Source organism: Pseudonocardia kunmingensis (assembly GCF_006716445.1).
Lineage (GTDB): Bacteria > Actinomycetota > Actinomycetes > Mycobacteriales > Pseudonocardiaceae > Pseudonocardia > Pseudonocardia kunmingensis.
Window position 1 is genome coordinate 1,202,770 of sequence record NZ_VFPA01000002.1, and the last position, 12,632, is coordinate 1,215,401.

The following is a 12,632-nucleotide window of genomic DNA, read 5'->3' on the forward strand; positions in this document are numbered from 1 at the left end:
CGTGTTCGACACGGATGCATTGAGCGGTGGCCAGCTGAGCGGGCTCATGCTGTCGGTGGCGGTGCTCGGGCTGTTCCTGCTGCTCGGGGTGCTGCTGCGGTACCGGATCCCGGTGCTGAAGCGGTGGTTCATCCCCGCGTCGCTCATCGGCGGCGCGGTGGCGCTCGTGCTCGGGCCGCACTTCGTCGGGCTCGTCCCGGAGGAGATGAACGACACCTGGAGCGCCATGCCCGGCGTGCTCGTCACGGTCGTCTTCGCCCCACTGCTGATGGGCCAGGCGCCGCCGAAGCTGAAGGACGCGGTGGGCGCCGCGGCGCCGCACGTGTTCTACAGCTACTTCAGCAGCCTGGTGGTCATCGGGATCCCGGCGCTGCTGTGCGCCCTCCTGCTCGAGCCGGTCTTCGGCGTCAACCCGATGTTCTCGACGATCATGGAGATCAGCTGGCCGGGCGGTCACGGCACGGCGGGCGGCATGGCGGGGGTGTTCACCGACCTCGGCTGGGCGGACGGCGGCGACCTGGCCATCGGCTCCGCGACGTTCGGGCTCCTGTTCGGGATCTTCGGCGGGATGGTGCTGATCAACATCGCGGCCCGGCGGGGGAAGCTCTCCCGGCGGACCGGCGGTGGCGTCCCGACCGGCAGCGACATCCTCGACGCCGAGCAGGCCGAGGTGCACAGCGTCGGGCGGATCTCCAAGAGCTCGATCGACAACCTCGCCTACCACGCCGCCCTGATCGCCGCGGCGATCGTGATCGGCTGGGTCCTGCAGTACGTCATCGCCCTGGTGATCGACGGGGTCCCGCTGTTCCCCATGGCGATGATCGGCGGCCTCCTGGTGCAGCTCGTGGTCGCCCGCACGCCGTTCGCGCCCACGGTCGACAAGCGGACGCTGGGCGCGATCCAGGGTTTCGCCCTCGACCTGCTGGTGGTCTCCGCGGTCGCCTCGGTGAGCGTGCCGGTGATCCTCACCTACTTCGTGCCGCTGATGATCCTCACCGTGGTGGTGGCGGCGATCAGCGTCGCCGTCTTCTGGTACGTCAGCCCGCGCATCTTCCGGGAGGACTGGTTCGAGCACGGCATCATCAACTTCGGGTCGATGACCGCCGTGATGTCGGTCGGGCTGGTGCTGCTGCGCACCGTCGACGCGGACTCCCGCACCGACGCCTTCCGCGCGTACGGGCTGCGCGCGCCGTTCGCCAGCCCGTTCGTGGGCGGCGGCCTGGTCACGGCGGTGCTCCCCGCACTGGCCCTGTCGCTGGGCAACCTGGTGTTCGGGCTGGCCGCGCTCGCGCTCGCGCTGCTGCTGTGGCTGCTGATGCGGGTGACCGGGCTGTGGCGCAAGCCGGACCCCGTGCCGGCGGCGGCGCCATCCGGCGGTGGCGCGTGAACCGGGTACGCGCGTCAGGCCGGCTGCGGAGCCGCGTCGATGATGGCTGCGAGGAGGCGGCACGACTCCTCCAGCTGCTCGATCCGGCCGAGCATCCGGTCGCGGGCCGCGGACAGCTCGGCGACCATCTCCGCGCAGGTGGGTGACGGGGTCTCGCCCGCACCGCCGTCACTGAAGCAGTGCAGGACCTCGGCGATCAGGTCGGTGTTCAGTCCGGCCGAGATCAGCGTCTGGATGCGGGCCACCAGCACGACGTCGCGCGGGTCGAACTCGCGGTAGCCACCGGGTGTGCGCTGCGGGCGCAGGAGGCCCTGCTCGTCGTAGTAGCGCAGTGCTCGCACGCTGACGCCCGTGCGCTGCGCGAGCTCCCCGATCTTCATCACACGTCCGATCTCCGCCTTGACCCTCACGTCCACGTGAGACTCTAGCGTCCGACGGACAGGGGCTCCCCGGTCCGCGGGCGGCCTCGAACCGTGGACGCTCGCAGGCAGGGAGAGACGTGGTGGACGTGACGGCGGGGACCCGCGCCGGTCGACGGGAATGGCTGGCGCTGGGGGTGCTGGCGCTACCGACCGCGGTCCTCTCGATGGACCTCACCGCGCTGCACCTGGCCGCGCCGAGCATCAGTGCCGACCTGGCTCCCTCCGCTGCCCAGCTCCTGTGGATCCTCGACGTCTACGGCTTCGTGATGGCGGGGTTCCTGCTGGTCATGGGCAGCGTCGGGGACCGGGTCGGGCGGCGCAGGCTGCTCCTGATCGGTGCGGCGGCCTTCGTCGTGGCCTCGGTGCTCGCATCCCTGGCGACCACTGCGGAGGCGCTGATCGCCGCGCGTGCCCTGCTCGGCCTCGCCGGCGCGACCCTCATGCCCTCGACGCTCGCGCTCCTGGCGGACACCTTCACGGTGCCGGCCCAGCGTGCCTTCGCGATCGCGTTCTGGATGGTGGCCTTCACTGCGGGCGAGGCGATGGGCCCGGTGGTCGGCGGCGTGCTGCTGGAGTTCTTCTGGTGGGGTTCGGTGTTCCTCGTCGCCGTGCCCGTCATGGTGCTGCTGCTGATCCTCGGACCGTTCCTGCTCCCGGAGAGCTCGAGGGACCTGTCCGGGCGGTTCGACCTCGGCGGCGCGGTGCTGCTCCTGGTCGGGCTCCTGTCGTTCGTCCACGGCATCAAACAGGTCGCGACGGACGGCGTCGCGTGGAGTGCCGCCGCATGGGTCGCCGCCGGGCCGGCCCTCGGGATCGTCTTCGTGCGTCGACAGCTGCGTTCGCGCGACCCGCTGATGGACCTGCGCCTGTTCGGCCGTTTCGCGTTCAGCGCCGGCCTCGGCGCCCAGATGCTGGCTGTCGCCGCTGTGGCAGGCACCCAGCTCCTGGTCATGCAGTACCTGCAGGCGACGCTCGGACTCACGCCCCTGCACGCCGGGTTGTGGACGGTGCCGTCGGTCCTGCTGGGCATCGGTGCCACGCTGCTCGCGCCGGTGCTCGCCCGTCGCGTCCGCCCGGCCGCGGTCGTCGCGGTCGGGCTGGGTACGGCCGCGATCGGGGCCGCGGTGGTGACCGTCACCGCTCCGGCCATGAGCCTGGCGTGGACGGTCGTGGGCTTCACGGTGCTCTACGTCGGCGTGACACCGACACTGGCCCTGACCACCGACCTGATCGTCGGCGCTGCGCCTCCCGAACGTGCCGGCACGGCATCCGGCGTGGCCGAGAGCGGGGCCGAGCTCGGCCTCGCCCTCGGCATCGCGTTGATCGGCACGGCGGCGATGGCGCGGTACCGGACCCTGGTCGTGCGGGACGCCCCCGCGGAGGTGGCCGGACCGGTGGTCGAGGACGCGGGCCGTACCGTCGGCGGCGGTCTCGCGGCCGCAGAGGGCCTACCGGTCGACGCCGGCGTCGCCATGCTCGAGACGGTCCGCTCGTCGTTCGCCGGGGCGGTGCAGCTCGCCGCCGCCCTGAGCGCGATGGTGCTGGTGGTGGGCGCCGGTCTCGCCGTGGGCCTCCTGCGCGGCGAGCGGCGCGGGACGCCGTCGACCCCGGATTCCCCGGAACCGGCCGATGAGCTCAGGTGACGGTGCGCCCCCGGAGGTGCCGTCGCTCACCGCGCCACGGACATCGAGGGCGTGTGCTCCAGCAGCTCCCGGGTGTAGGCGTGCTGCGGGTCGGCGAGCACGTCCGCCACCGGGCCGTGCTCGACGATCCGGCCACCCTGCAGCACGGCGATCCGGTCCGCGACCTCGCGGGCCAGGGCGATGTTGTGGGTCACGAACAGCATGGCCGTTCCCAGGTCGCGGCGGACCATGGCCAGCAGGTCCAGGATCGCGGCCTGCACCGACACGTCCAGCGCCGAGGTCACCTCGTCGCACACCAGCACGTCCGGGGCGGTGACCAGCGCGCGGGCGATCGCGGCGCGCTGCCGCTCCCCACCGGACAGCGCGCCGGGGTAGCGGGCGGCGAACGAGGAGTCGAGCTGCACCTGGTCGAGCATGTCCAGCACGCGGGCGCGGCGGGCGTCGGGGCCGGCGTCGGTGAGGTGGCGCAGCGGCACCTCCAGGGAGCTGGCGATCGTGCGCCGCGGGTTGAGCGAGGCGAACGGGCTCTGGAACACGTACTGCACGCTGCGCAGCTGGGCGTAGGTGCGCGGGGTGGCCAGCGGCTCGCCGCTGAGCGACAGCTCGCCCGCGTCCAGGTCCAGCAGCCCGGACAGGCCCCGGGCCAGCGTCGTCTTCCCCGACCCGGACTCGCCGAGCAGCATCAGGCACTCGCCGGGCCACAGCTCCAGGTCGACGCCGTCCAGCACCGTCTTCGCCCCGTAGCGCTTGCCGGCGCCGGCCACCCGCAGCAGCGGCGTGCCCGCGCCCTTCCCGGTCGGCACGGCGTCCTTCTCGACGGCCCGGTGCAGATCGGGCACGGCGGCGATCAGCTGGCGGGTGTAGGGGTGCTCCGGCGCGCCGACGACCTGCGCGACGGTGCCGGTCTCGACGACCTCACCCGCCTGCATGACCGCGACCCGGTCGGCCAGCCCGGCGACCACGGCGAGGTCGTGGGTGATGTACAGCGCCGCCGTGCCGGACCGGGTGACCAGGTCCCGGACGGTGTCGAGCACCAGGTCCTGGGTGGTGACGTCCAGGCCGGTGGTCGGCTCGTCGAGCACGACGACGTCCGGACGGCACGCGAACGCGGCGGCGATCCCGACGCGCTGCTGCTGGCCGCCGGAGAGCTGGTGCGGGTAGCGGCGCAGGAAGGCGTCGTCGGTGGGCAGCCCGACGTCGGCGAGCACCTCCCGCACCCGCGCGTCCGCGTCGCCGTCGTAGGCGTGCGCCTCCAGCACCTCGCAGACCTGGGTGCTGATCCGCAGCAGCGGGTTCAGCGACAGCGCCGGGTCCTGCGGCACGTAGGAGACCAGCCGGCCGCGGATCCCGCGCAGGGTCGCCGCGGGCAGGCCCAGCAGGTCGTCGTGGGTCTCGGTGTGCCCGTGGAAGGCGATCGCGCCGCCGGTGTGGACCAGCCCGGTGCGGAAGTGCCCGAGCGCGGCGAGCGCGGCCGTCGTCTTGCCGGAACCGGACTCGCCGACCAGGGCGAGGATCTCCCCGGGCGCGACGGCGTAGCCGACGCCGTGCAGCACCTCCCGGCCGCCGGTGGTGGCGACCCGCAGGCCCGTGCACTCGATCGTCGGGCTCATGTCGGTGCCGGTCATGTGGCTGCCTCCCCGGTGGTGTCCGCGGACTCCTTGGCCAGCGCGTCGGTGATCATGTTCGTGCCGACGGTCAGGACCGCGATGGCGATCACCGGCAGCAGCACGGCCCACGGCGCGACGCTGAGCGCGATCCGGTTCTCGTTGATCTGCAGGCCCCAGTCGGCGGCGGGCGGCTGGACGCCGAGGCCGAGGAACGACAGCGAGGCCACGTAGCCGATCGAGTAGGTCAGCCGCAGGCCCAGCTCCACCATCAGCGGACCGGTGATGTTGGGCAGGACCTCGGTGGTGAGGATCCGCCGCCGCGGCACGCCGTACATCCGCGCCGCGAGCACGTAGTCCTGGTTCGCGACGGCCAGGGTCGCCTGGCGGGCCACCCGCGCCACGCGGGGGATGTGCGTGATGCCGATGACCAGCACCAGCAGCCACCCCGTGGAACCGAGCACGGCCACCGCGAGCAGCGCCAGCACCAGCTGCGGGAACGACAGCAGCACGTCGCTGCCGCGCATGATCAGCGAGTCGAGCCGGCCCCCCGAGTAGCCGGCGAGCATCCCGGCGACCGCGCCGCCGACGATGCCGATCGCGGTGGCGGCCAGCGCGTAGAGCAGCACCGGGCCGCCGCCGGCGAGGAAGCGGGTCAGGACGTCGCGGCCGAGGTCGTCGGTGCCGGCGACGCCGTCGGGGCGGAACGGGCGGCCGGCGAAGTCGTCGACGCCGTAGCCGGTGAGCAGCGGCCCGAGCAGCGGCCCGAGCAGCGCGATCGCCACGACGGCGAGGGTCAGCACGGCCCCGATCCGGGCCTGGCGCCGGCGGAACGTCCGCCGCAGCAGCCCGGCGGGCACAGCGGGGGCGCTCATGCGGCGGCTCCCGTCGTCGAGTGGCGGATCCGCGGATCGGCGAGCATCCCCGCCACGTCCGCGGCGAGGTTCACGAGCACGTAGAACGCGGCGATGATCATCGTGATGGCCTGCACCACCTGGACGTCCCGGGTGGCGACGGCGTCGATCAGGGCCTGGCCGATGCCGGGGTAGCGGAACAGGAACTCCACCACGACGACGCCACCGGCGAGCCACGCCAGCTGCAGCGCGATCACCTGGGCGACCGGGCCGATGGTGTGCGGCACGGCGTGGCGGACCAGCACCGTGCGCTCCGGGAGGCCCTTGAGCCGGGCCATCTCGACGAACCCGGCGTCCAGGGCCTCGGACAGCGTCGCCCGGGTCATCCGGACCACGTAGGGGATCACCACCAGCGCCAGCGTGACGACCGGCAGCACCAGCTGCTCGGGCCGCGACCACACCGGCTCGCCGGGCCGGGCGAGCGTCACCGACGGCAGCACCCGGAACACCGAGGTCGCGAGCAGCACCACGAGCAGCACACCGATGACGAACTCGGGCAGCGCGGCGAGCACCAGGCTGGACCCGGAGAGCGCGGAGTCGGTGCGCGAGCCGCGGCGCACCGCCGCCCAGGCGCCGAGCGCCAGCGCGATCGGCGTGCTGACCACCGCGGTGAGCACCAGCAGTAGCCCGGACGCCGCCAGCCGGCCCGCGAGCAGCTCGGACACCGGGCCCTGCGTGGCGGCGGAGAAGCCGAGGTCCCCGGTGAGGATCCCGCCGAGCCACTCCAGGTAGCGCTGCGGGGCGGGCGCGTCCAGCCCGAGCTGCTCCGACAGCGCCGCCACGCGCTCGGGGGTGGCCTGCTGGCCGAGGATCGCGCGCGCCGGGTCGCCGGGCAGCAGCAGCGTGGCGCCGAACACCAGCAGCGAGACCACCAGCAGCACCAGCACGCTGATCAACAGCCGCTTGACGATCATGCGGGGGAGCGGGGAGCCGGTCATGCGTTCACCCACGCCTTCCGGAACTCGTAGCCGGACAGGGACAGCCCCGTCCGGTTCGGGACGAGCCCGCCGACGTAGGCCTGCGCGGCGTCCACGCGGTTCGGAAAGCCCCAGATGATGTAGCCGCCGCGGTCGAACTCGATCTCCTGCGCCTGGCGCACCAGCTCCGCGCGCAGCTGCGGGTCCACCTCCGAGCGGGCCCGCCCGATCACGGCCAGGTACTCGGGATCCTCCCAGTGCGTCTCGTTGAACGGCGCGTCCGGCGTGGACGACTGCGACGCCTGCGGGATGTAGTTGCGGGTGTTCCAGAACGACTGGGCGAACTCCCACTGCAGGTACTGGTCGGAGAAGAACGTCGAGGTGTCCACCCGGCGCAGCCCGATCTCGACGCCGGCGGCGCGGGCCTGGGTGGCGAACACCTGCGCGGCCTCCACCGTGCCCGCCTGGATGGGCGAGGTCACCAGCTCCAGCGACAGGTTCGGCTTCCCGGCCGCGCTCAGCAGGTCGCGGGCGCGCTCCATGTCCTGCCGGCGCTGCGGGTCGAGGTACTGCGGGTCGAAGCGGGCGTAGAGGTCGACGCCGCGCACGCCCTGCCCGGACAGCACCTGGTTGACCAGCTCGTCGCGGCCCGCGATGAGGCGCAGCGCCTGCCGCACGCGCACGTCGTCGAACGGGGCGACGTCGACGCGCATGGTGAACGGCAGCCACGACCCGGTCTCGGAGGTGAGCAGGCGGACCGACTCGTAGGAGCCGACGACCTCGGTGAGCGAGAGCGGGACCTGGTCGATCGCGTCGACCTGGCCCGACAGCAGCGCGTTGATCCGGGCGTCGTCCTCGGCGAAGTTGATCAGCTCGAGGCGGTCGACGTAGGGCTGGTCGGGGCGCCAGTAGCCGTCGTGGCGGACGAACGCGCTCTGCTGGCCGGGGGTGAACGACGCGAACCTGAACGCGCCGGTGCCCACCGGGCGTTCGACGTCGAAGTCGGCGGGCACGATGCCGCAGGAGTACTCGCCCAGGTACTGGTCGAACACGGGGGAGGGCTCGGTCAGCTCGAACCGGACCTGCCGGTCGCCGACGGCGACGACCTCGCGCAGCACCGAGAACTGCGAGGCGCCCGACTTCGGGTCGTTCGGGTCGGTGATCCGCGCGAACGTGGCGATCACGTCGTCGGGCGTGACCGGGCGGCCGTCGTGGAACGTGATGCCCGGGCGGATCGTCGCGGTCCAGGCGCGCGCCCCGGGCTCGGCCTGCACCGACTCGGCGACGGCGGGCTGCAGCGTGTAGGCGTCGTCCCAGTGCAGCAGCGGCTCGTAGAGGCTCAGCGTGCGGGCGATGTCGGGGTTGGTCGCCGGGCTGTGCGGGTCGAGGGTGTCCGACGAGCCGCCGCCGGTCACCCCCACCCGCAGCACGCCGCCGCGGCGCGGCGGTCCGGCGTCCCGGACGCCGGCGGGGCCGGCGCAGCCGGCCAGCAGCGCCGCCGTGGCGAGCCCGGCGGCACTGCCGAGCAGCCGGCGCCGGCTGAGCGCCGGCACGGTCGGGCTGATCATGGAGGTGTCTCCTCGTTACAGGCCCCGTGTGATGCGGGGCGGTGGTCGGGGCTCAGGTCGGGGGCCGCTGCACCACCGTCCCGCCCCGCCCGAGCGGGCTGATGGCACGGCCCGCGTGCTCCGGTTCCTCCGCGGCGGGCCCGGCCAGCGCGTCCAGCTCCGCGGCCACGGCGTCGGGGAAGGGTCGGGTGCCGTCCGCGCCGACGTGCAGGCACATCAGCTCCTCCGTCGCGGCGATCCGGCCGTCCACGTGCAGCTCGTGCCACAGCCGCAGGCGCTTCGCGTCGCGGCCGAGCACCCGGGTGCGCACCTGCAGCGCGGCGCCATCGGCGACCTCGCGCAGGTACCGGACGTGCGCCTCCACCGTGTACAGCGAGCAGCCGGTGGCCTCCCGGTACGCGGCGTCCATCCCGGCGCGTTCCATCAGCGCGGTCGTCGCGTCCCCGAACACGAGGACGTAGTAGGGCTCGGACAGGTGGCCGTTGTAGTCGATCCACTCCGGCCGGACCGTGTCGGCGTGCTGCAGCTCAGCGATGACCCGCTCCCGCCGCCCGGGCCGCCTCGACCGCGCGCCGGACGGCGATGACCGCCCGGTCCCGCTCGGCCACCAGCTCGGCCATCGGCCGTCCGCCCGCGCTCACCTCGGCGCCCGCGACCATGTCGTCGCGCAGCGCGGGCGTCAGCTCGGGGGCCTCCAGGCGGGTCCACGGCGACTTCAGCGACGGTCCGAAGTGGTCGAGCATGTGTGCCATGCCGCCCTCGCCGCCGGCCAGGTGGAAGGTCAGGCACGGTCCGTGCACCGGCCAGCGCAGGCCGGGGCCGTCGGTGATCGACCGGTCGATCTCCTCCGGGGTGGCCTCGCCCGCGGCGACCATGTGCAGCGCCTCGCGCCAGATCGCCTCCTGCAGCCGGTTGGCGATGAACCCCGGCAGCTCCCGGTCCATCTCGATCACCGACTTGCCGATGTGACGGTAGAACGCGGCCGCCCGCGCGGTCGCCCACGCCGCGGTCCGTTCGCCGCCGACCACCTCGACCAGAGGGATCAGGTACGGCGGGTTGAACGGGTGCCCGACGACGAGGCGCGACGGGTCGGCCGCATCGGTGGCCATGTCCGTCATCGGGTAGCCCGACGTGGACGACGCGACGACGACATCCGGACCGGCGGCCGCGGCCAGCTCGGCCAGCAGGGAGCGCTTGAGCGCGAGGTCCTCGGGCGCGCTCTCCTGCACGAACCCCGCCCCTGCGACGGCCTCGGCCGCGGTCGGGAACAGCGTGATCGCGTGCGGGTCCGCGCCCTCGGCCAGGCCCAGCTCGGTGAGCGCCGGCCAGGCCGCGTCGATCACCCGGCGCAGCTTGTCGGCGGCGTCCGGGGCCGGGTCCCACGCCCGCACCCGCAGGCCGCGGGCCAGGAAGTAGGCCGCCCAGCCGGCGCCGATCACGCCCGCGCCGATGCAGGCGACGGTCCGGATCTCGGAGACGGGCCGCTCAGACACCGGCACGCTCCCGCAGGCCCAGGATCTCCCGTGCCCGGTCCGGGGTCGCCACGCTCGCGCCCAGGTCCTGCACGATCTGCACGGCCCGCTCGGTGAGCTGCTCGTTGGTCGCCTTGACGCCACGGGCGAGGTAGAGGTTGTCCTCCAGCCCGACGCGGACGTGCCCGCCCTGGAGCATCGACTGCGCCACCCACGGCAGCTGGTCGCGCCCGATCGCGAACGACGCGAAGTTGGCGCCCGCGGGCAGCAGGTTCACCATCGCGGCCAGCACGCCCGGGTCGGCCGGGGCGCCGTAGGGGATGCCCATGCACAGCTGGAACAGCGGCGGCGCGTCGATGAGGCCTTCGGCGACCATCGTCGAGGCGAACCACAGCTGCCCGGTGTCGAAGATCTCCAGCTCCGGCTTCACCCCCAGCTCCTGCACCCGCTTCGCGCCGGTGCGCAGCATGTCGGGCGTGGACACGTAGAGCTGGTTGCCCTCGCCGAAGTTCAGCGAGCCGCAGTCGAGCGTGCAGATGTCGGGCAGCAGCTCCTCGACGTGCGGCAGCCGCTCGAGCGCGTTGACCAGGTCGGTGCCGTCGACCGGCTTGAGCGGGTCGTCGGCGTCGATCACGAGGTCGCCGCCCATGCCCGCGGTCAGGTTGAGCACGACGTCGACGCCGGAGTCGCGGATCCGGCTCACCGTCTCCCGGTACAGCGACACCGCCCGGGACGGGTCGCCGGTCTCGGGGTCGCGCACGTGGATGTGCACGACCGCGGCCCCGGCCCGGGCCGCCGCGATCGCGTCGTCGGCGATGGCCTTGGGCGTGTACGGGACGTACGGGCTCTTGCCCACCGTGTTCCCGGCCCCGGTCACGGCACAGGTGATGATCACATCACGGTTCATCCGGCCTCCGTAGCGGTGTCGTGCGTCGCGGGCCGCAGGAGCACGGCCCGGTCGATGAAGTCGTGCAGGACCGCGCGCATCTCCTCCGGGCTGGTGCCCGGGGTGGCGGCCATGACCTGGATGCCGAGGCCGTCGATGAGCGCGGTGAGCTGGCGGGCGAGCGCCTCGGCGCGGCCGGGGACGAACACCCCGGCGTCCGCGCCGTCGGTCAGCGTCATGAGCACGCTGCGGTACCAGCGGTCGTAGGAGTCCCAGTAGAGCGCGCGGCGGGCCGGGTCGATCGCGGTCTCCGCCCAGACCTGGATCCAGATCGACCACTCGCGGCGCAGCAGCAGCCCCGACGGCAGCTGCAGGTCGATCAGGCGCAGCAGCCGGGCGTGCGGGTCGGGGACCTCGCCCAGCGCGGCGACCTGCCGGTCGAAGGCGAGCTTCACGTTGTGCCGCAACGCCTCGTCGAGCAGCCCGGAGCGGGTGGGGAAGTGGTAGTGGATCGCGGCCGGGCTCGTGCCGCAGGCGTGCGCGACGTCCGCGGTGCGCACGCGGTGGTAGCCGCGGTCGGCGATCAGGTTCCAGGCCGCGTCGAGGATGCGCCGCCGCGCCCGGGCGCCGCGGTCGGACCCGGACTCCGTGCGCGCCGCCCCGCGCGGCACGGCGGTGTGGGTGCGCGCGTCGTCGTGGCCGTGCAGCAGCCAGTTGACGGTGACGCCGGTGGCGTCGGCGATCGCGACGAGCTCCGCGGCGGGGAAGCGGCGGCGCCCGGCCAGCGACTTGGACAGCTTGGTCTCCTCCAGCCCGATCGCCTCGGAGAAGCGGCGCTGGGTCCACCCGTCGCGGGCGAGCAGCTCCCGCACGCGTTCCGCCACGGCCGCGTCCACCGGCGTCGAGGCGTGGCGGGTCCCGGTCATGGCGCCGCACGCTAGGGGTTACTTGCGACCGTCGCAAGCGCTGGCGCCGAGACGCAGGTGCACAGAGCAGGCTTGCGGTACCTGACTGGTGCGTCGGTCAGCTTGCGAGACGGTCAGGCCCCGAGCCGGTCGCGGAGCACGTCGAGGTCTCGTTCGGCGTAGCGGCGGTGCTCCCACTCCTCGCTCAGCACCGTGCGCAGGCAGCCGGCGACCGGGTAGCTGTCGGGCTCGGGGTAGCCCGGCCCGGCGACCGGCGTGGTCCGGGCGGCGAGGCTCTCCTCCGTGAGGCCCTCGATGACCCGGCGGACGGTTCCCGTGCGGTCCGCGCGCAGGGCGAGCACCTCGTCCAGGCCCGGCCGGGCGTCGCGGTCCCACGGGACGCCCGGGACCGGCTCCATCTCGTCGAACGGCAGGCTGAGCGGGTGCCACGGCGTCGGATCGCCGAGGATCGCGCGGCGCACCCAGATGTCGGTGGCGAAGACCAGGTGCCGCAGCGTCTGGATGAACGACCACTCGCCGTCGACCCGCTCGTGCAGCAGCTCCGGCGGCAGGGCACGGGCCCGCTCCACGGTCCCCGCCCACCGCGACTCCACGAGGTCCCACGCCTCGCGGAAACCGGCGACGTCCGTCGGGCGCATCTTCACGCGGTCGGGATCACGCCGGTCGAGCTCGGCCTCGACCAGCGGCCCGACGTCGACGCCGTTGATCCGCAGGCCCGCGATCTCGCCGTCGATCTCCACCTCGCCGAGCCACACGCCGCGCATCCGCACCCGCCAGAAACTCGCCCGGACCACCTCGACGTCCCGGACCCGGGCATCGGCCAGCGACACGTCGGCGACCTGCGTCCCGGTGATCGTCCTGCCTGAGATCTCCGTCATCCCGGCAGCCTGGCA

At 73.6% G+C, this 12,632-nt stretch carries 12 protein-coding genes; 2 read left to right on the forward strand and 10 right to left on the reverse strand.

The window, feature by feature from the left end:
- Position 1: 1 nt before the first annotated feature.
- Positions 2-1,387, forward strand: a complete 1,386-nt coding sequence (locus FB558_RS21425) for a sodium/glutamate symporter (RefSeq protein ID WP_142056146.1) — start codon at positions 2-4, stop codon at positions 1,385-1,387.
- A gap of 14 nt (positions 1,388-1,401) precedes the next feature.
- Here FB558_RS21425 and FB558_RS21430 read toward each other — a convergent pair whose 3' ends face one another.
- Positions 1,402-1,803 (reverse strand): MerR family transcriptional regulator, encoded by a 402-nt coding sequence (locus tag FB558_RS21430; RefSeq protein ID WP_246106648.1) that lies wholly within the window; start codon positions 1,801-1,803, stop codon positions 1,402-1,404.
- Between the two features lie 92 nt (positions 1,804-1,895).
- Between FB558_RS21430 and FB558_RS21435 the strand changes: the two genes are divergently transcribed.
- On the forward strand, positions 1,896-3,452 hold the full coding sequence (locus tag FB558_RS21435; protein ID WP_246106649.1) for an MFS transporter: 1,557 nt from the start codon (positions 1,896-1,898) through the stop codon (positions 3,450-3,452).
- A gap of 26 nt (positions 3,453-3,478) precedes the next feature.
- On the opposite strand, the gene FB558_RS21440 is transcribed toward FB558_RS21435, so the two are convergent.
- The 9 genes from FB558_RS21440 to FB558_RS21480 all read right to left on the reverse strand — a co-directional run bounded on the left by FB558_RS21440 (position 3,479) and on the right by FB558_RS21480 (position 12,617).
- Complete coding sequence (locus tag FB558_RS21440; protein ID WP_142056148.1) at positions 3,479-5,077, reverse strand: ABC transporter ATP-binding protein; 1,599 nt, start codon at positions 5,075-5,077, stop codon at positions 3,479-3,481.
- Positions 5,074-5,931: an ABC transporter permease gene (locus tag FB558_RS21445; RefSeq protein WP_142056150.1), complete on the reverse strand. Its 858-nt coding sequence runs from the start codon at positions 5,929-5,931 to the stop codon at positions 5,074-5,076. Before FB558_RS21445 ends, FB558_RS21440 begins: the two co-directional genes overlap by 4 nt.
- The gene (locus tag FB558_RS21450) at positions 5,928-6,908 is read right to left on the reverse strand and encodes an ABC transporter permease (RefSeq protein WP_142056152.1); all 981 of its coding nucleotides are present in this window, start codon (positions 6,906-6,908) and stop codon (positions 5,928-5,930) included. Before FB558_RS21450 ends, FB558_RS21445 begins: the two co-directional genes overlap by 4 nt.
- Positions 6,905-8,455 (reverse strand): ABC transporter substrate-binding protein, encoded by a 1,551-nt coding sequence (locus FB558_RS21455; protein ID WP_142056154.1) that lies wholly within the window; start codon positions 8,453-8,455, stop codon positions 6,905-6,907. Before FB558_RS21455 ends, FB558_RS21450 begins: the two co-directional genes overlap by 4 nt.
- Before the next feature lie 52 nt (positions 8,456-8,507).
- Positions 8,508-8,990 (reverse strand): thioesterase family protein, encoded by a 483-nt coding sequence (locus FB558_RS21460; RefSeq protein WP_142056156.1) that lies wholly within the window; start codon positions 8,988-8,990, stop codon positions 8,508-8,510.
- Positions 8,983-9,948 (reverse strand): 3-hydroxyacyl-CoA dehydrogenase NAD-binding domain-containing protein, encoded by a 966-nt coding sequence (locus FB558_RS21465; RefSeq protein ID WP_142056158.1) that lies wholly within the window; start codon positions 9,946-9,948, stop codon positions 8,983-8,985. Before FB558_RS21465 ends, FB558_RS21460 begins: the two co-directional genes overlap by 8 nt.
- A complete protein-coding gene (locus FB558_RS21470; protein WP_142056160.1) occupies positions 9,941-10,834 on the reverse strand; it encodes a beta-keto acid cleavage family enzyme in 894 nt (297 codons plus the stop codon). Before FB558_RS21470 ends, FB558_RS21465 begins: the two co-directional genes overlap by 8 nt.
- Positions 10,831-11,739 (reverse strand): TetR/AcrR family transcriptional regulator, encoded by a 909-nt coding sequence (locus tag FB558_RS21475; RefSeq protein ID WP_142056162.1) that lies wholly within the window; start codon positions 11,737-11,739, stop codon positions 10,831-10,833. Before FB558_RS21475 ends, FB558_RS21470 begins: the two co-directional genes overlap by 4 nt.
- Before the next feature lie 113 nt (positions 11,740-11,852).
- Positions 11,853-12,617: a DinB family protein gene (locus FB558_RS21480; RefSeq protein WP_142056164.1), complete on the reverse strand. Its 765-nt coding sequence runs from the start codon at positions 12,615-12,617 to the stop codon at positions 11,853-11,855.
- Between the last annotated feature and the right edge of the window lie 15 nt (positions 12,618-12,632).

Excerpts from the sequence above, each read along its gene's own strand:
- FB558_RS21440 (WP_142056148.1), bottom strand. The coding sequence starts at position 5,077 with ATGACCGGCACCGACATGAGCCCGACGATCGAGTGCACGGGCCTGCGG.
- FB558_RS21450 (WP_142056152.1), bottom strand. The coding sequence starts at position 6,908 with ATGACCGGCTCCCCGCTCCCCCGCATGATCGTCAAGCGGCTGTTGATC.
- FB558_RS21475 (WP_142056162.1), bottom strand. The coding sequence starts at position 11,739 with ATGACCGGGACCCGCCACGCCTCGACGCCGGTGGACGCGGCCGTGGCG.
- FB558_RS21445 (WP_142056150.1), bottom strand. The coding sequence starts at position 5,931 with ATGAGCGCCCCCGCTGTGCCCGCCGGGCTGCTGCGGCGGACGTTCCGC.
- FB558_RS21480 (WP_142056164.1), bottom strand. The coding sequence starts at position 12,617 with ATGACGGAGATCTCAGGCAGGACGATCACCGGGACGCAGGTCGCCGAC.
- FB558_RS21455 (WP_142056154.1), bottom strand. The coding sequence starts at position 8,455 with ATGATCAGCCCGACCGTGCCGGCGCTCAGCCGGCGCCGGCTGCTCGGC.
- FB558_RS21470 (WP_142056160.1), bottom strand. The coding sequence starts at position 10,834 with ATGAACCGTGATGTGATCATCACCTGTGCCGTGACCGGGGCCGGGAAC.